The sequence below is a fragment of the Lysinibacillus sp. FW12 genome, from assembly GCF_050817245.1.
In the GTDB taxonomy this organism is placed as follows: domain Bacteria; phylum Bacillota; class Bacilli; order Bacillales_A; family Planococcaceae; genus Lysinibacillus; species Lysinibacillus irui.
The window spans coordinates 4584260-4601350 of record NZ_CP139094.1; the positions used below are offsets into that span (position 1 = coordinate 4584260).

The following is a 17091-nucleotide window of genomic DNA, read 5'->3' on the forward strand; positions in this document are numbered from 1 at the left end:
CCAATATGGAAAAACAATCTATCAATGCCCCTCACGAAAGTATCTGGACACGAATTTTTCAATCCAATTGGTTTGTCTATGTGTTAATAGCGCCACTATTTTTAGTGTTGTTCGCCTACGTGGTTTATCCCTTCTATCAAACGTTTATTCAAAGCTTTGCTGGTGATGAGGCTCTCTTTCATTATAAGAAGTTTTTTAATGTAGCTAGCCCTGCAAACTTAGAGGCTTTATGGACCAGTATCTACATTTCCATTATTAGTGTCATTTGCTGCGCAATTGTTGGGGTAACGATGGCCTTTTTACTTGAACGCTATAACTTCCCAGGTAGACGGATCCTGTCCATTTTAGTATTAGTTCCTATGGCTCTTCCTCCCCTAGTGGGTGTGTTATCCTTTTCTTTCTTGTACGGGGATAGTGGTATTTTCCCTCGAATCTTTCAGCATTTATTTGGTTTAGATCATGTACCATTTTCATTGAAAGGCATTTGGGGAGTTATCGTCGTCCATACATTCACGATGTATACCTACTTTTATTTAACCGCTTCGGCTGCAATTAAGGGGCTAGATCCTGCTCTAGAAGAGGCTGCAACAAGTTTAGGCGCAGGCCGTATTCGCGTATGGACAAAGGTTATTTTGCCGATGCTAACACCTTCCATTGTCGCCTCATCCTTATTAGTGTTTATGATTTCAATGGCTTCTTATACTGCTCCATTAATGTTTGGTGTAGAACGCACAATGACGATGCAAATCTATTTATCTCGAACGAATGGAAATCTTGAGATGGCTGCAACTCAGTCGATGATTTTATCCTTTGTGTCTATTACTTTTTTAATCATTATGCGTTGGTATCAAAATCGGAGAAATTATCAAAATCTCAGTAAGGGAATTAGTGTTCATCGTTCAGAGGTATCCTCTAAGAAAATAAGAGTTTTGGCAACCATCGCCTCTTTTGTTGGCACATTAATATTAATTTTACCGATTTTAGTTCTGATATTGATATCCTTTTCTGTTGACGGTGCTTGGAAGACACAAATTCTTCCAACAGACTATACAATTGATCATTATATTGCCCTTTTTACTGACGAACGCACATGGCGACCTATTTGGAATTCAATACAAATGGGTGTCGTCGCAACAATCGGCAATATTATCTTTGGTGTAGCCGCAGCGTATGCGATGGTTCGCTTAAATTTTAAAGGGAAAACATTACTCGATATTTTGATTATGGTGCCTTGGGCTTTACCAGGGACAGTAGTTGCAGTCAATTTAATCGCTGCCTTTAGTACCGAAAGTATTTTTAGCTTTAATCAAGTATTGATCGGTACATTTTGGATTTTACCATTAGCCTATTTTATTCGACATTTACCACTTGTTTTTCGATCGACATCCGCTTCTCTTGTACAACTAGATCAATCGATTGAAGAGGCATCTCGTGGCTTAGGCGCCAATTGGTGGTATACATTTAGACGTATTGTCGTTCCTTTAACATTCACCGGTATATTAGCAGGGACACTTTTAGCCCTCGTACAAAGCTTCGGTGAGTTTGTTGCATCCATTCTAATTTATAGTACATCCACTATTCCATTGTCTGTAGCAATCTTCCAAAAATTATATGCATTTAAATTTGGGACCGCCTGTGCTTATGGTGTCTTACAAATTTGCTTAATTTTAGTTGTCCTTATTATTTCTGAAAAATTATCAAAGGGCAGTGCTGGTACAGCCATCTAGCTGCCATCTATTAGGGGGCCATTACAATGTTTGAAGATTTTCGCAACAAAACACAGCTTGAGGATGGGATGATCTTTCCTTCTAACATCTATCGAAAAATTGTCTTACAGCCAGCTTATGATGAGGCGAAAAAAAATTTTTTATCCATTATGCTACAAATTAATATTGCACATTTAAAAATGTTAGAAGAACAAGGACTTGTAAAAAAAGATGAAGCGAAACAGATTGGGGCGGCTCTAAAAAAAATAGACTTAAATTATTATCGTTTAGAGGATTACAGTCCCCAATACGAAGATTTATTTTTCCGCATTGAAAATAAATTAATAGAGCTTGCTGGTGATGTTGCTGGAAATCTTCACATTGGTAGAAGTCGGAATGATATGGGCATCGCCATCTATCGAATGACATTAAGAAAAAAATTATTATTATTAATGCGTGAGTTACTAACATTACGTGATGATTTAATTGCTGCTGCAGAGGAACATGTGGATACGATCATGATTGGCTACACACATACTCAGCAGGCTCAGCCTACAACCTTTGCCCATTATTTAAAAGCTGTTATTGATCAGCTTGAGCGTGACTTTGAGCGAATGCAGCATGTCTATAAAACTGTCAATCGTAGTAGTATGGGAGCAGCTGCCTTAACGACGACAGGCTTTAATATTAGTAGAGAACGTATGCGTGAATTACTGGCATTTGATGACATTATCGAAAATGCGTGGGATGCTGTTGCAGGTGCAGACTACATTGCAGAAGCTGCAAGTATTGTACAGCTTGCTGCGCTAAATCTTGGTCGTACATCTCAGGATTTTTTATTATGGGCTACACAGGAGTTTAACGCATTTACTCTAGCAAGTCCGTATGTACAAATTAGCTCTATTATGCCTCAAAAGCGTAATCCTGTTTCCATAGAGCATACACGCTCATTACTATCTGCTGTTGTTGGCGATGCGGGCACAGTATTACAGATGGTACATAATACACCATTCGGAGATATCGTCGATACTGAGGATGACATGCAGCCTTATTTATGGCGTGCCATCGATCGCTTACTAGGTATTTACAAATTATTTGGTTCTCTCGTTGTCACAATGGATGTCAATAAGAAAAAGTTAAGAAGTCGTGCGGAAAATAGCTTTGCCAATGTTACAGAACTTGCTGATACGTTAGTACGTTCGGAAGGAATCTCGTTTCGACAAGCACATAGTATTGTTAGTAAATGTATAAAAGTTTTACTTGCTCATGGCGAGGAATCGCTAGCAAGCCTTACGTGGGGCCTTGCTAATACCCAATCTAAATTAATTACAGGAAAAGAATTAACTATTACAGAAGAGGACTTTTATAAGACATTAAAACCAGAATCTTTCGTTGGTGTACGAACATTACCAGGTGGTCCAGCTCCAGCCACTATGAAAGCAGCTCTAGAACGTTCAAAGATGAATACTCATACCCTTTATGAATGGGTACGCTTAAAGGAAAATGGCATTATCGAAGCGGAAAAAATCTTATCAACATTTCTAGAGGAATGGAATCAATGAAGAAATGGCTTCTGATTGTTGATGGTGGGGCGACAAAAACAGCATGTGCATTAGTTCATGCGGAATCTGGTGACATTCCTTATTCTACATCCACTAAGGGGTCTAATTATCAAGCAATTGGTGTCGAATCCGCTACAGCAATATTACAGGGACTTTTAGCAAATATAAAAACATTTTTGCAAAAATTCCCCCGTTCACAAATTGCTGTAGCAACCTTTGCTTTAGCTGGTATTGATTCTCCTAAAGATCATAAAACGGTAACGGCAATCGTTCACAAGGCTCTTGCGGCCGCACAGCTACAAATTGATACACTGATTATTGAAAATGATGCAGAAGCTACTCTACTTGGTGTGACTGCTGGACAGGCAGGTGCATTACTCATTGCTGGCACTGGAGCCATCGCCTATGCCTATGATGGACAGCAAATTGTTCGTGCTGGGGGCTGGGGACATCGAGCTGGGGATGAGGGGAGTGGTTATTGGTTAGGGCAAGAGGTTATAAGGGCTATATTTAAAATGGAAGATGGGCGTGGTCAACCAACCTTATTAAAAGATGCTGTCTATCGTTCTTTAGGTATCCAAGATATAACTGAGCTAGCGGAATGGTTATTTCAGCCTTCTTATACTAATGCACAATTGGCTAAGATGGGCTCCTTTGTGGCTAAAGCAGTCGAACAAGAAGATGCTTGTGCCATTCACATTTCACAACAAGCTGCTCATGAACTAGCCCTTCTAGCAAGTGCCGTGGTAAAAAAAATTGGCTATCAGAATGGTCCTTTTTCACTTTATTGTAATGGAGGCGCCATTAAGCATAATCCACTCATTTTAAAAACCTTTTCAGAACAAATTGCCTTAACATATCCTCAAATTTCTATTACGCTTTGTCAGCATCAACCTATTACTTATCTGATTGAACGAACAAAAAGGGCCTATGACTGTTTATAAGTCATTGCCCTTTTCTTATACCGAAAAATTAGAGTGCCATTCTCTTTAATTCATTTGTTGTAAAATATAGATAGCCATCCTTCACAAATAAATCTTTCGTTTCCTCTCTATTTAATACCTGCTCCCCACTGCCATCTGGACGAATTTTCGTTAAATATGCCCCTCGTGAATAATTACTAAAATAGAGCCAACCATCCGAATAAACGATGTATTGTGCGCGAGAATCTGTGACACGCTTCGTCTTACCGGTCTTTATATCAAATACATATAGCTTATTATTATCAGAGATATTACTAAAAAATAACTGATCTCCAACCTGTGCTGGAAAATCCATATCATGATAGTTATTATAAAGTGTACTAGTTGCCTTTGGATAGTCTTCAGCTATCCATGAGTGATCTTTCGCCATTGTGCGATCATCTACCAAAAAGTATTGATAACGTATAGCTCCCTTGCGATCAGGTACTGGATCATTCCATGTCGTATCGAGATGATACCATTGACCATCTAGTTTGACTAAATTCCACGCATGTCCCTCTTGACCGACATAACCTACGATATATTTCGTTTCAATGCCCAGTTTTTGAAGCATTGAATGTGCGAGTAAAGCATAGCCTTGACATACCCCTCCATGCTCAGCAAGAACCGTATAAGCACTATGCGGACTTGAATTTGTTTGATCCGTATAAGAAGTATTGGCAACAATATAGTCGTTGACAGCTCGTACCTTTTCTACTTCTGTCATCGATTCTTTACTTATTTTGGCGATAATATCTTGAACATTCATCTCCACATATGCTGCCTGCTCTGGTGTCATTAAATAGCTCTGTTCTCCAAAAACAGTAGCCTTATTCCGTCCATATTCATATCGGATTGAATGTTTACTAATATGCCCATAAACATAGTCATCTCGTTTAATCGCATTGTTGTAGGCCTCTTCTACAATTTGTTCAATTCGTTGGGTATTTCCTTTGTATTGAATTTCAAACTTCGGTGAAAAACTACTATAATATGAATACATCGCATCCGCCATTTCCTTGGCATTCGTCACGACTAACTTCGTTTCTGGTTTCTTAATTGGTGGAGCTGTTGGGGCTACCTCCGCTTCATGTACATCTTCTATGGGTATGGCTGTTTCAATTGAGGCATTGTCTGAAAGTCTAGCAGTAACATCCACAATTTTCTCCTTTGTTGAAAGAAGCATAGTTTCAATTTCATCATTATTTGTCCAATCCACCACCTGCTGTACAACCGCTTTACCAGCAGAATAAATGGGATCAATAAAAATAACAATAATGGCGATAATGGCTAATTTCTTCCACAAATTCCTCACCTCCAACCGTCTTCATTTCATTATATACAAAAAAAGCACAAAGAACTCACTTAAGGGTCCAATTGCGCTTGCTAATATTTGTATATTTTAAGTTATGATTCTATTCATACTACAAATTCATAACTGTTACCTACTTTTCACAACTAAATTAACTGCTTCCTGAATGGCCTCATTCATTTTTTCGCCATCTCCTTCAGCATTTTGTACACATTCCAATAAATTTGTACTGACAATAACACCAACTGTACGATCTACAGCAGACCTTACTGCTGATAGCTGTGTAATGACTGCCTTACAGTCCTTTTCTTCCTCCATCATTTTCAGAATCCCACGTAGCTGACCTTCCATCCGCTTTACACGATTTTTCACTTGATCTGAATATTCCATTTCCATTGCTCCTTTATTCTAAACTCGCTACGTTCTATATTTATCATTAATCTTTATCCTAGCTTATTATTTCGAATTTAAACCTAGCTATTACTATTCCTTGGTTTTAAATAATTCATAAGCATTCTCGTAATTAACGTTCCTGCATTTGTAATTTCATCGTAATGAATAATCGTATTCTTTTTTACACGTAATTGCCCAATCTCTACCTCAAAAATCGGACACTTTCTTTTAAGTGCTGCAATTAGCATATTTGTATCATAGTCATACTTTTCACCTTTTACTTTCATCAGCCAAGGCAGCTCATTTATCGAAATATATCGCAGACCTGTTTGCGTATCCATTAATTTTCGATGATACAGCAGCTCAAAAAAGAGGCTTGTTGCACGGTTTCCCCAATAAGAAAGAAACGTACTATCAACGGAATGGAAGTTACGTACACCTAATACAATACCTTCAGAAAACACCCTTGTCATTGTTAAAATAAGCTTCACGTCTTGTAATGTGTGCTGGCCATGTGCCCCTACTGTAAGGACGCCATGATACATTCTCGATTGTTTCCGTAAATAGGCAAAGGCCGTCTTAAGTGCTCCCCCTTTGCCTATATTGCCATTATGCTGCAGTACCTGGCAACGATCTATTTTCATTAGATCTTCAAAAAGCTCATTATATTTTTGATCACTCCCATCATTGACAATAACTATTTGTGTAATGGTCGTTGCTAATAATTGGTGTACATAAGTAATAAGTGATTGTTGTGGATTATAAGCTGGAATAATAGCTACAATATTTTTCATTATTTCGATCCCCTATCTATAGGCTGACAGGCTCTCCTTAGACGAATTTCCCTTATATCAAATAGTATCATGTAACAGCAACAATTCAACTGATGAATCCCATCAAAACATATCAATAATATCGATATTTCTCCGATTAAACCCTCATATATTATTGTAGGAACAGTAAATTGTTTAACTATCGTGTTATCTCTCTGTCGAATTTTGTCACGATTCATTTAAGAAAAAACAAACTTGGTAAGCAAGAAAAGGGATATGGTGCACAAGATTACCAAGAGCTTCAAAATGGCTGAAAAAATCTCTAGAAGTTATACAATAAACATGAAAACCTACCGCTTCACAAATCGTGACACGGTAGGTTTCATTATTTTTTCATATCCACTTTTTGATTAATCATGAATGTAACGACAATAAATAAAGCGAAGCTAATTAATAGCGTAGTTCCACCTACAATAAAGAAGACTAATGTAAACGTGCTACTAAAATTAAATGGATTTATATTATAAAACCACATGCCTAATGTTAATCCTAAAACACCAAGAATAGCTGTCCATCCATGTATGGTTACTAATTTTTGTGATTTCACTTTGAAAACTCGATAAAAAATACCCCACGCAAACATACTCAGCCAACCAACAAGTAAAATATGTGCATGTATCGGTCTATACTCATAACTACCCGAACCTGACATATGTGAACCTAAGTATGTTCCGATTAAGGCAAAAATGGCTGCTAATCGAATAAGGCGTATACTCCACTTTTGTTCCATACGATAAACTCCCCCTAAGCTTGTTTCAACTAAGTAGCAGTTTATCGTGTGAACATGAACTTTACATGAACTCCTTATGACAAAATGGGTAAATCAATAGTTACCTTTGTACCAGCATCTATTGCACTTTCCATATGGATAGTGCCTCCATGGAGCTCTATAATTTGTTTGACAATCGCCAGTCCTAGCCCCGTTCCTTGCGTGGTTCTAGAGGCGTCACCTCGGTAAAAACGATCATATACTTTAGCTAATTGATCAGCAGTCATGCCTCTACCGTTATCCTCCACAAGGATTTCTAGTGAGGTAGTTTTCTTTTGTAATTGGATTTGTATTTGCCCACCGTTTACATTATATTTAATAGCATTCGTCAACAAATTATCCCACACATTTTGCAAAAGTCCTGCATCGCCATCATAATGAATTGGATCTAGCTTGTATGATATCTGCAGCTGTGCCTCTTCTATTTGCCAACGATATTTTCGTACTGTTTCTTTCAGTTGTTCGTCTAAGCTGTATCGTTCCCGTTTTACCATTCTTGTCGATTGATCCAGCGATGTTAGTAATAATAATTGCTTGGTTAATGTAGATAGACGCTTTGTTTCTAATTCAATGATCCCTGCATATTCCTGTCTTTCCTGCTCAGTTAGCAAAGGATTTTTAAGGAGATCTACATAGCCTTGAATATTTAACAAAGGAGACTGAAAATCATGTGATACATTACTAATAAATTCCTTCCGCAAACGATCATTTTCTTGTAATTTCTCTGTCATCGTATTAAAGCTAGCCGCTAATTGACCGATTTCATCCGCACGATCAATGTCTAAAACAGTGTCAAACTTTTCATGTGCAAGCTGTTGTGTTGCAGCTGTAAGCTTTGTAATTGGACGAATTAATGCTTTAGCAAACATTAGCATAGCTAATAGGCTCAATACGGTCATAACGAGCATTAATCCAGCAAGTATCGTATGCACCTCAGAAAATAATAAACGAATATCAGGTCTTATGAACAATGCGTATGGCCTTTTTTCATATGTAAATGGCACACCAATTGTATTAATTAGTTCATTAGCAAAAAAGCCTGTTACAAAAGTTTCCTTTGGAAAATCTCGCATTCCATGATAGACTTCTCCATTTAAAACACGTTCAACAACAGATGCTGACAATGTTTTATCTCGATATTCTCCACCAAAAAATTGCCCTTCCTCACCTGATGTTACATATATTTGATAGCCAACTTTGCCCAGTGTCATCAAGTAATGATCTAAATCCTCTGGCTTGGCCGTTTCAATATATTGCGCAATATCCTGAGCTATAGTAACATTTTTTGCATCATTTTTTTCTTTTACCACTTGATGATAATATGTATTCGTCGCTAAAAAACCAATACATAAGCTACCAATCATGACAAGCATTGTCGTCACTACAAATTTACTGTATAAAGTCTTCATGTTGTTTCCTCTAGCTTGTAGCCCACACCACGCACTGTTGTGATCTCAACAGCAGTGTCATACCTACTTATTCTTTCGCGAATCCGCTTCATATGTGTATTCAGCGTTTGCTCGTCTCCATCATAGTCATAGCCCCATACTTGCTCCATAATATAGCTACGCGTAAACACTTGATGGGGCCGTGACGCCAATAAGGCCAGTAATTCAAATTCCTTTAAAGGAAGAATAAGAGTATCTTCTCCTATTACAACTTCAAAACTTCGGCGATCAATCACTATATTTCCAACTTGAATCGTTATTTGATTTTTCTTATCCAATCTCCGTAATATAGCTGCTATGCGAAATAATAACTCTTTTGGTTCAAAGGGCTTTACAACATAGTCGTCTGATCCTGCTAAAAAGCCTCGCTCTTTATCCTCTAACTCGCCTTTCGCTGTTAATAATAAGACAGGAATGTCATAATCTTGTGTTAAAGTCTCAGTTAGTGTAAAACCATCCATTCCTGGCATCATTACATCTACAACAGCTAAATCAGGTAGACTTCCTTCAAGTAATGCTAGTGCCTGCTCGGCATTTTCTGCACATAACACTTGATAACCTTCCTTTGTTAAATAAATTGTAACTAGTTTTAAAATATGAATATCGTCATCGACTACAAGAATTTTCATCTGCCTACCTCCAGTAATAAGAAAAAATCCGTTCACATGGAACGAATTTTCCCCCTACAAATTACTATTATTTTATAACGAAAAAATTGAAATCAACAGCAATAACACAAAAGGCAGACCAATGAAAATATAACCTCTAGGATTCGCAAGGTTCATCGTCCACCCTACTCCAAAGCGTTTTTCCACAAAAACGGAAGGATCCTGTCGATTAATATAAATTAAGCCACCCTTCCAATACCTATCTTCATCTACATCCATTACTTGTGAATCAATATTTTCTTCATAGCGTACTTTATGTTTATGCTTTTTCACAATATAAATAAATAGTGAACCAAACAGTACAACTAAAAACGAAATAAAGACTGGCAATAGCTTATAGCCTACAGTCATGAAGGGATAGATATTGCTTAGTTGTAACACTGTTAATAAGATGGTTAAAGCATAGCTAATCAACAATATATGCCAGCTCATATATTTTCGAGTTTTTAGCTGGTCCTCTAATGATTGTTCTTTGCGATTGACAGCCAGCTTAATTGCAGAACGTTTAATGGAATCGCTAACTCCCCACATCATACATTGCATCATTAGCATAACAAGCGGCAACGAAATAGCCGTAAAATACGTCTTCTTCCTCCACTCATCCGCTTCTCCACTTGGCCCCCAATGTACAGCTATATCATTCGGCATTTGGTCGTAATGGAGCATTGTGTAAATGATTAAAAATACTGAAATTCCTAAAGGTACAGCAAAAAATGACCAAGGTAGCATTTCATCACGGCTTCGCGCAGTTAAATCAACGGCACGTACTTGCTTAATATTTACCCCCCATTGTTCCTGCTTTTTCAGCCTTGATACCTTTTGATGACTTATCCAGTACAGCACCATACTGACCGTAAGCATGCTAAATAGACAGCTTAATAAAACGATACTTTGAATTGATTCAGAAGGGGCTAACCAATTGTAACTAATAATCATAATGAGTAAGAATACTATTCCAGTGACCCCTACTAATTGAACATACTGCTTTTTCATTTTAGCTAAGACGGGGTGCATAATATTTTGATCTGGTACAGTGACCCCAAAAACAATAGTATCTCGCACAATATAAGGAACCACCAATTGCAAAGCTAATGTCATGATGTAGATCGTTATAAAAACACCAAGTAGCATTGTGCTACACTCCCTCTGCTGGTATTTGCAATTCAGCGAACACCTTTTTCATCATGTGCTCAATTTGTTCTGCTGTTGCGCCGAGCACCATACCTTCTGCCACAACAGGCTTCAAATTCTTTTCGATTTGTTGTAATTGCTCAGGTGTCAAAGCTCGCTCCTCTGTAGAACTTATAATAGCTCCCGATTTTGGCCGAATAACTATAATACCTTTGGCTTCTAATTCATGATAGCTCTTATTAACAGTATGCATATTTACACCTAAATCAGCAGCTAAACTCCGAACAGATGGTAGGGTATCCCCTGGCTTCATCTCACCTCTTGCAATGCCTTCAATGATTTGACGTGTCACCTGCTCATAAATAGGTACGTCCGATTGTGGCTCTATTTGAATGAACATGTTTATCAGCTCCATATTGTTATATAACTAGTATAACAAATTTCCTACTATTATGCATGATGTACATATCAAATAGGAGAACTCTTGATGGTTTCAATAAATTTTTGTACAAGCAAGTTATGCTTTTCATTGTTCCTCGTACAAATAGCAATTTTATGTTTAATAGCATGGATATCCTTAACATAAACCCTAGCCAATTGCCCATTCTCTACATATTCTCTAACTGCAAGAGAAGAAATAAAGTTCGCTCCATAACCCGCCATGACCGATCGAATTGTTTCATTAATTCCATTAAATTGAAGCGCAATGTTCGGAGGTTTCACCTGATATGTTTGGCATAGTGAAAAAAGATGCTCTCTCATCGAACTTCCTTCCTCTCTCATAATAAACGGCTCCTGAAACATTTCAACTAAGGTAATGTTTTGGTGTGCATAGCGATGAGTTGGAGACACGACAAACCATAATTCATCTTCATAAAGCTCCTCCCACTCTATTTCTTTAGGTCTTTCGGACATTCCTCCCCCGTAAATAGCAATATCCGCTTTATAATGAATAAGTTGTTCAAAGGCATCCTTTGTATTGGTCGTTGTAATCATTAAATTGACATGCTCATTTACAGCCTTGAAGTGAGCAGCCCATTTTGGAATTAGAAAATTTGCTGGCAGGTAGGTAGCGACTATATGTAAATTTCCTGCCTTTGCAAGCCGGTATTCTTCTATAAATGTTTCAATATGATGTTCAAGGGCGATAAGATTTTGAGCTTTCTCCGCTAGTGCCTCACCAAATTCTGTGAGAACTACCCCTCGTCCCTGTTGCTTAAAAAGCTGTACTCCTATTTCATGTTCGAATCGTTTAATTTGACTCGAAACAGCGGGCTGGCTTATACGTAATATTTCTGCAGCTTTTGTGAAACTACCTGTAGTTGCAACTTGATAAAACAATTTTAAGCCATGAATATTCATGATTTTACTCCTACTCATAATCTAAAGTTATACATAAATAATTAGAATATATTTTTATTATGATTCATTCTATCATACACTTTATTTGCAAGCTTGCACGTATAAATTAAAGAAATGAGGACTGTATGATGACAGAGATGAATGTTTGGCAAAATGTAGATCATTATTTTATGGATAAGCTCCTCCCAATAAACAAACATCTTAATGCTGTACTACAGACGAATAAAGCTGCAAGTATTCCAGAGATCGATGTATCTCCTACGCAAGGGAGACTATTATATTTATTAGCCAAAATGAAAGCCGCAGCAAATATTTTAGAAATTGGCACACTTGGTGGTTATAGCAGTATTTGCTTAGCCCAAGCTCTTCCTCGAGAAGGTAAACTAGTTACTTTAGAAATTAATGAAGAGTACGCAAAGGTTGCAAGGAAAAATATCAAGAATGCAGGTTATGAGGAAAAAATTGAGGTTATTGTTGGAAACGCATTAGAAACATTGCCAGAGTTAAAAAATGAAGGGCGCTTATTTGACTTTATTTTTATTGACGCTGATAAACCGAATAACCCCGCTTACTTGAAGTGGGCCATACAATTAGCTCATTTAGGTGCTATAATCGTTGCAGATAATGTAGTACGTGATGGTGCAATAACTGATAAAAATAGTGAGGATGAACGTGTACGCGGTATTCAGCAATTTATGGAACTACTAAAAGAGGAACCTAGAATTGAGGCAACAGCTATACAAACAGTTGGTGTAAAAGGCTATGACGGCTTTGTACTTGCTATCGTAAACTAATATAGAAAAAATCCGCGTTACCATATTAACGCGGATTCCCCTAATAAAAGATGCCTTACAAGCTCCCCATCAAAGCTAGTAAGAGATCTTTCACCCCTTTAAAATCTCTTTACTTTTATTAGTAGACCCCTTTAATTCAATCGTGCTCATCTCTTTAGCCTAAACGGGGGAACAGACCCCGTCACGCTATGTTAGTGGAATTAGGAAAGTTGAAATATGCTGATAGTAGATTTATGTCTTATGCTAATTTTTCATATCCTGGAAGTGTCAAAAATTCCGCAAATTCATCTTGCTCAATTAAGGATTTAAACAGTTCAGCTGCTTCAATGTAGCGACCACTGCTATAAGCTTGTTCCCCAACAGCCTCTTTAATCTTCACAAGCTCTTCTTCCAATATTTCTAGGACAAATGCTAACGTAATACCACGTCCATCATCTAATATTCCTTTTGGATGACGAATCCATTGCCATACTTGCGTACGAGAAATTTCTGCTGTTGCAGCATCCTCCATCAAGTTGTTAATTGGTGCAGCACCATTACCCCGTAGCCATGAAGCAATATATTGTACACCGACACTACAGTTAATACGAAGACCTTCAAGCGTAATTGTTCCCTCTGGCACCGCTACTAAATCTTCTGCAGTTACGTGTACATCCTCACGTTTTTTATGAATTTGGTTAGGTGTTGTCATAATGGCATCAAACTGCTCCATTGCAGTTGCAACCATACCAGGATGTGCTACCCAAGTACCATCGTGCCCCTCTGTTGCTTCACGACGTTTATCTTCTGCCACTTTCGCAAATGCTATAGCATTCGCTTCATCATCATTTTTAACAGGAATTTGTGCAGCCATTCCCCCCATTGCTGGTGCATTACGCTTATGACATGTTTGTATGCATAAAGACGTATAGGCCTTCATAAACGGTACGGTCATTGTTACTTGCCCACGATCTGGCAAAATAACATCAGCTTGATTGCGAAGACGTTTAATATAACTGAAAATATAATCCCAACGTCCACAATTCAGACCAGCTGAATGTTCGCGTAGCTCATATAAAATTTCATCCATCTCAAACGCCGCTAAAATCGTTTCAATTAGTACAGTAGCTTTTATTGTTCCCTGTGGAATGCCAATATAATCTTGGGCAAATACAAAGACATCATTCCATAGACGAGCCTCTAAATGACTTTCAAGCTTTGGCAGATAGAAATATGGACCAGTACCTTGCGCTAGCGCATTTTTTGCATTATGGAATAGATATAAACCAAAATCAAATAAGCTACCTGAAATCGGCTCTCCATCGACAAGAACATGCTTCTCAAGCAAGTGTAGACCTCGTGGACGAACTAAAAGCACTGCTGTTTCTTTATTTAATTTATACGTTTTACCATTGGATGCTTGTGAAAATTCTATCGTCTTATTAATAGCATCACGCATATTAATTTGACCACCAATCATATTTTCCCATGTCGGAGAAGAAGCATCCTCGAAACATGCCATAAACATTTTTGCTCCCGAGTTTAAAGCATTAATAACCATCTTACGATCAACAGGTCCTGTAATCTCAACACGGCGATCTTGCAGGTCCTTTGGAAGTGGTGCAATTGTCCAATCACCTTCACGAATATGCTTTGTCTCTGCTAAGAAATCAAGCTTTTCTCCCGCATCAAGTCGTTTTTGGCGTTCTTGACGAGCATCCAACAACTCCTTACGGCGAGTATCAAATTTTTCATGCAGGGCAAGAACAAAATCAAGAGCTTCAGGTGTTAAAATTTCTTTTGTTTGCTCGTTCTGTTCTCCAACAATTTTAAGCTTACCTGTTGTTGCTTGTTCCATTAGTTGTTTACCCACCTTTGCAATTTTAGTTTCGTCATCCTCCGTTTTAGGAGAAACGGAGGAGACTATTCTATGATTATGAATTTAGGAAAACACGTATAAAATGTTACTTAAACAAACTGTTCAGTTTCAGTAGAGCCTGCCATTGCTGTTGTAGAAGAAGTACCACCAGAAATAACTTGAGAAATTTCATCAAAATATCCAGTACCTACTTCGCGTTGATGGCGTGTAGCTGTATACCCTTTGGATTCAGAAGCAAATTCAGCTTGCTGTAGTTTAGAATATGCAGCCATACCATTATCTTTATAATCATGTGCAAGCTCAAACATGGAGTGGTTAAGTGCATGGAAGCCTGCTAACGTAACAAATTGGAATTTGTAACCCAACTTACCAAGTTCTCGTTGGTATTCTGCAATTTCTTCTTCTGAAAGATTTGCTTTCCAGTTGAACGAAGGTGAGCAATTGTACGCAAGCATTTTACCTGGGAATTCAGCATGAATTGCTTCAGCAAATTCACGAGCTTCCTCAAGTGATGGTTTGGAAGTCTCACACCAAATTAAATCTGCATATGGTGCGTAAGCTAATCCACGAGCAATTGCTTGTTTAATACCAGCTTTTGTACGGAAGAAACCTTCTGGTGTACGTTCACCAGTTATGAACTCCGCATCACGTGGGTCAATATCTGAAGTAACCATATCTGCAGCATCTGCATCCGTACGAGCAATTAAAATTGTATCTACACCCATAACATCTGTTGCTAATCGAGCAGCAATTAAATTACGGATAGCATTTTGTGTTGGAAGTAAAACTTTACCGCCTAGATGCCCACATTTCTTTTCTGACGCTAATTGATCTTCTAAGTGAACACCAGCAGCCCCAGCTTCTATCATGCCCTTTACAAGTTCAAACACGTTTAGAGGACCACCAAAACCTGCTTCTGCATCTGCGACGATTGGTGCGAACCAATCAAATTGATCGACACGACCTTCAGCATGATCAATTTGATCGGCGCGTTGTAGTGCTTGATTGATACGTTTTACTACTGCTGGTACAGAGTTAGCAGGGTATAAAGATTGATCAGGATACATTTGTCCAGAAAGGTTTGCATCCGCAGCTACTTGCCAGCCTGATAGATAAATAGCCTTTAATCCGGCTTTTACTTGTTGCACTGCCTGATTACCCGTTAATGCCCCCAATGCATTAATAAACGGTTCCTCATGTAACGAATTCCAAAGTCTAGTAGCGCCTTTTTGCGCTAATGTTTGTTCAAGTACAATTGTGCCCTGTAATTTAACAACCTCTTCAGCTGAATATGTGCGCTCAATACCAGCCCAGCGTGGGTTTTCAGCCCATTGTTTTTCTAAAGCTTCGATTCTTTCTTGACGAGTTGACATATTGAAATTCCACCTTCCCCTTTGTGTACAATATACTCTGTTAAAAAACTTTTAATTTACTGTTCCATAACAGGTTTATTTGTTGTAAATTAATATATAACAGAGTGTTTAAATTTTCACTATTTTTTGATAAAATATCGGAATTTCAGGATAAAACTACCTTTTTAAACGATGAAATTTGGAAGGCTGTTTATAAACAGGGGGGATGTTACAATGAACAATGAGGTAAATTCATTTGCAAAAGATATTTCACAACAATATATTTTAATGATGCAAGACTGGGTACCAGCCGATTCATCCTTTGCAATTGCAGTTGATAATTCTTATATTTACTTTCACTCAGGCCATCAAAATATTCATCTAGAGATCGGACAACAAGTGATGCCAGGGAGTATTGCGGAGCAAGTGCTACGGACTCAGAAAAAAACAGATGCCATATTAGATAATTCCTTATTCGATACGCCATATTACGGTATGGGTTATCCAATATACATTGATCATAAACCAGCTGCACTGGTCGTTGTCTTACCGTCCACCTTCACCAAGAAAAAAACTGAACCATTTCAGTTTTTAACAGGAAAGCAGGAGGAGGAATGGAAGCCAGTAGCAATCGATAGAATATCTCATATAGAAAGCTTGCAGAAAAAAACATGGTTTTATGTAGAAAAAGAACAGTTTAAAACGAATATTACACTCAAAGAACTTCAATTAAGATTACCGACCTACTTTATTCGCATTCATCGTTCCTATATTGTAAATATTTATTTTATAAAAAAAATGGCACGAGACCTAACATCAAACTTTATTGTTACATTAATTGACGGAAGTGAATTACCTGTGAGCCAATCATATATTAATAATCTTAGAAGTGCTCTTGAATTTTAAGGTATCAAAAAAGACCAGAGAATATTTTCTCTGGT

17 protein-coding genes are annotated in these 17091 nt (G+C 37.8%); 6 read left to right on the top strand and 11 right to left on the bottom strand.

The window, feature by feature from the left end; translation table 11 throughout:
* Positions 1-5: 5 nt before the first annotated feature.
* The 3 genes from SJW71_RS23480 to SJW71_RS23490 are packed head-to-tail and all read left to right on the top strand — an operon-like array spanning position 6 to position 4212.
* Complete coding sequence (locus tag SJW71_RS23480) at positions 6-1727, top strand: ABC transporter permease (protein WP_274795206.1); 1722 nt, start codon at positions 6-8, stop codon at positions 1725-1727.
* Between the two features lie 26 nt (positions 1728-1753).
* On the top strand, positions 1754-3268 hold the full coding sequence (argH, locus tag SJW71_RS23485) for an argininosuccinate lyase (protein WP_322605224.1): 1515 nt from the start codon (positions 1754-1756) through the stop codon (positions 3266-3268).
* Positions 3265-4212: an N-acetylglucosamine kinase gene (locus tag SJW71_RS23490; protein WP_274795204.1), complete on the top strand. Its 948-nt coding sequence runs from the start codon at positions 3265-3267 to the stop codon at positions 4210-4212. Before argH ends, SJW71_RS23490 begins: the two co-directional genes overlap by 4 nt.
* Positions 4213-4240: 28 nt before the next feature.
* Here SJW71_RS23490 and SJW71_RS23495 read toward each other — a convergent pair whose 3' ends face one another.
* The 3 genes from SJW71_RS23495 to SJW71_RS23505 form a co-directional block, all read right to left on the bottom strand.
* Positions 4241-5536 (bottom strand): transglutaminase domain-containing protein, encoded by a 1296-nt coding sequence (locus SJW71_RS23495; protein WP_322605225.1) that lies wholly within the window; start codon positions 5534-5536, stop codon positions 4241-4243.
* A 135-nt stretch (positions 5537-5671) separates the two neighbouring features.
* Entirely contained in the window at positions 5672-5932 is a 261-nt protein-coding gene (locus SJW71_RS23500; protein WP_004233098.1) for a metal-sensitive transcriptional regulator, read from the bottom strand.
* A gap of 83 nt (positions 5933-6015) precedes the next feature.
* A complete protein-coding gene (locus SJW71_RS23505) occupies positions 6016-6729 on the bottom strand; it encodes a glycosyltransferase family 2 protein (RefSeq protein WP_274795202.1) in 714 nt (237 codons plus the stop codon).
* Positions 6730-6899: 170 nt separating this feature from the next.
* Here SJW71_RS23505 and SJW71_RS23510 point away from each other — a divergent pair, with 170 nt between their 5' ends.
* Positions 6900-7022, top strand: a complete 123-nt coding sequence (locus tag SJW71_RS23510; protein WP_312507184.1) for a hypothetical protein — start codon at positions 6900-6902, stop codon at positions 7020-7022.
* 71 nt (positions 7023-7093) lie between these two features.
* Here the strand turns inward: SJW71_RS23510 and SJW71_RS23515 are convergent, their stop codons facing one another.
* The 6 genes from SJW71_RS23515 to SJW71_RS23540 all read right to left on the bottom strand — a co-directional run bounded on the left by SJW71_RS23515 (position 7094) and on the right by SJW71_RS23540 (position 12146).
* Positions 7094-7498 carry a hypothetical protein gene (locus tag SJW71_RS23515; RefSeq protein WP_274795201.1) on the bottom strand — a complete coding sequence of 135 codons (405 nt, stop codon included), beginning with the start codon at positions 7496-7498 and terminating at the stop codon, positions 7094-7096.
* A gap of 74 nt (positions 7499-7572) precedes the next feature.
* The gene (locus tag SJW71_RS23520) at positions 7573-8946 is read right to left on the bottom strand and encodes a HAMP domain-containing sensor histidine kinase (protein ID WP_274795200.1); all 1374 of its coding nucleotides are present in this window, start codon (positions 8944-8946) and stop codon (positions 7573-7575) included.
* Positions 8943-9614 (bottom strand): response regulator transcription factor, encoded by a 672-nt coding sequence (locus SJW71_RS23525; protein ID WP_274795199.1) that lies wholly within the window; start codon positions 9612-9614, stop codon positions 8943-8945. Before SJW71_RS23525 ends, SJW71_RS23520 begins: the two co-directional genes overlap by 4 nt.
* Positions 9615-9686: 72 nt before the next feature.
* Complete coding sequence (locus SJW71_RS23530) at positions 9687-10784, bottom strand: DUF1648 domain-containing protein (protein ID WP_431811630.1); 1098 nt, start codon at positions 10782-10784, stop codon at positions 9687-9689.
* Between the two features lie 4 nt (positions 10785-10788).
* Positions 10789-11184 carry a GntR family transcriptional regulator gene (locus SJW71_RS23535; protein ID WP_274795196.1) on the bottom strand — a complete coding sequence of 132 codons (396 nt, stop codon included), beginning with the start codon at positions 11182-11184 and terminating at the stop codon, positions 10789-10791.
* A 68-nt stretch (positions 11185-11252) separates the two neighbouring features.
* Positions 11253-12146, bottom strand: a complete 894-nt coding sequence (locus tag SJW71_RS23540; protein WP_274795195.1) for a LysR family transcriptional regulator — start codon at positions 12144-12146, stop codon at positions 11253-11255.
* A gap of 128 nt (positions 12147-12274) precedes the next feature.
* On the opposite strand from SJW71_RS23540, the gene SJW71_RS23545 reads away from it, so the two are divergent.
* Positions 12275-12940, top strand: coding sequence for an O-methyltransferase (locus SJW71_RS23545; protein WP_396631772.1), 666 nt, complete (start codon positions 12275-12277; stop codon positions 12938-12940).
* A 238-nt stretch (positions 12941-13178) separates the two neighbouring features.
* Here the strand turns inward: SJW71_RS23545 and aceB are convergent, their stop codons facing one another.
* Both aceB and aceA read right to left on the bottom strand, forming a co-directional pair.
* Positions 13179-14777 carry a malate synthase A gene (gene aceB / locus SJW71_RS23550; protein WP_431811631.1) on the bottom strand — a complete coding sequence of 533 codons (1599 nt, stop codon included), beginning with the start codon at positions 14775-14777 and terminating at the stop codon, positions 13179-13181.
* Positions 14778-14887: 110 nt separating this feature from the next.
* On the bottom strand, positions 14888-16171 hold the full coding sequence (gene aceA / locus SJW71_RS23555; RefSeq protein WP_274795192.1) for an isocitrate lyase: 1284 nt from the start codon (positions 16169-16171) through the stop codon (positions 14888-14890).
* Positions 16172-16384: 213 nt separating this feature from the next.
* On the opposite strand from aceA, the gene SJW71_RS23560 reads away from it, so the two are divergent.
* Entirely contained in the window at positions 16385-17056 is a 672-nt protein-coding gene (locus SJW71_RS23560; RefSeq protein ID WP_274795191.1) for a LytTR family DNA-binding domain-containing protein, read from the top strand.
* Positions 17057-17091 lie beyond the last annotated feature (35 nt).

Excerpts from the sequence above, each read along its gene's own strand:
- SJW71_RS23480 (WP_274795206.1), top strand. The coding sequence starts at position 6 with ATGGAAAAACAATCTATCAATGCCCCTCACGAAAGTATCTGGACACGA.
- argH (WP_322605224.1), top strand. The coding sequence starts at position 1,754 with ATGTTTGAAGATTTTCGCAACAAAACACAGCTTGAGGATGGGATGATC.
- SJW71_RS23490 (WP_274795204.1), top strand. The coding sequence starts at position 3,265 with ATGAAGAAATGGCTTCTGATTGTTGATGGTGGGGCGACAAAAACAGCA.
- SJW71_RS23500 (WP_004233098.1), bottom strand. The coding sequence starts at position 5,932 with ATGGAATATTCAGATCAAGTGAAAAATCGTGTAAAGCGGATGGAAGGT.
- SJW71_RS23505 (WP_274795202.1), bottom strand. The coding sequence starts at position 6,729 with ATGAAAAATATTGTAGCTATTATTCCAGCTTATAATCCACAACAATCA.
- SJW71_RS23515 (WP_274795201.1), bottom strand. The coding sequence starts at position 7,498 with ATGGAACAAAAGTGGAGTATACGCCTTATTCGATTAGCAGCCATTTTT.
- SJW71_RS23520 (WP_274795200.1), bottom strand. The coding sequence starts at position 8,946 with ATGAAGACTTTATACAGTAAATTTGTAGTGACGACAATGCTTGTCATG.
- SJW71_RS23525 (WP_274795199.1), bottom strand. The coding sequence starts at position 9,614 with ATGAAAATTCTTGTAGTCGATGACGATATTCATATTTTAAAACTAGTT.
- SJW71_RS23530 (WP_431811630.1), bottom strand. The coding sequence starts at position 10,784 with ATGCTACTTGGTGTTTTTATAACGATCTACATCATGACATTAGCTTTG.
- SJW71_RS23535 (WP_274795196.1), bottom strand. The coding sequence starts at position 11,184 with ATGTTCATTCAAATAGAGCCACAATCGGACGTACCTATTTATGAGCAG.
- SJW71_RS23540 (WP_274795195.1), bottom strand. The coding sequence starts at position 12,146 with ATGAATATTCATGGCTTAAAATTGTTTTATCAAGTTGCAACTACAGGT.
- SJW71_RS23545 (WP_396631772.1), top strand. The coding sequence starts at position 12,275 with ATGACAGAGATGAATGTTTGGCAAAATGTAGATCATTATTTTATGGAT.
- aceB (WP_431811631.1), bottom strand. The coding sequence starts at position 14,777 with ATGGAACAAGCAACAACAGGTAAGCTTAAAATTGTTGGAGAACAGAAC.
- aceA (WP_274795192.1), bottom strand. The coding sequence starts at position 16,171 with ATGTCAACTCGTCAAGAAAGAATCGAAGCTTTAGAAAAACAATGGGCT.
- SJW71_RS23560 (WP_274795191.1), top strand. The coding sequence starts at position 16,385 with ATGAACAATGAGGTAAATTCATTTGCAAAAGATATTTCACAACAATAT.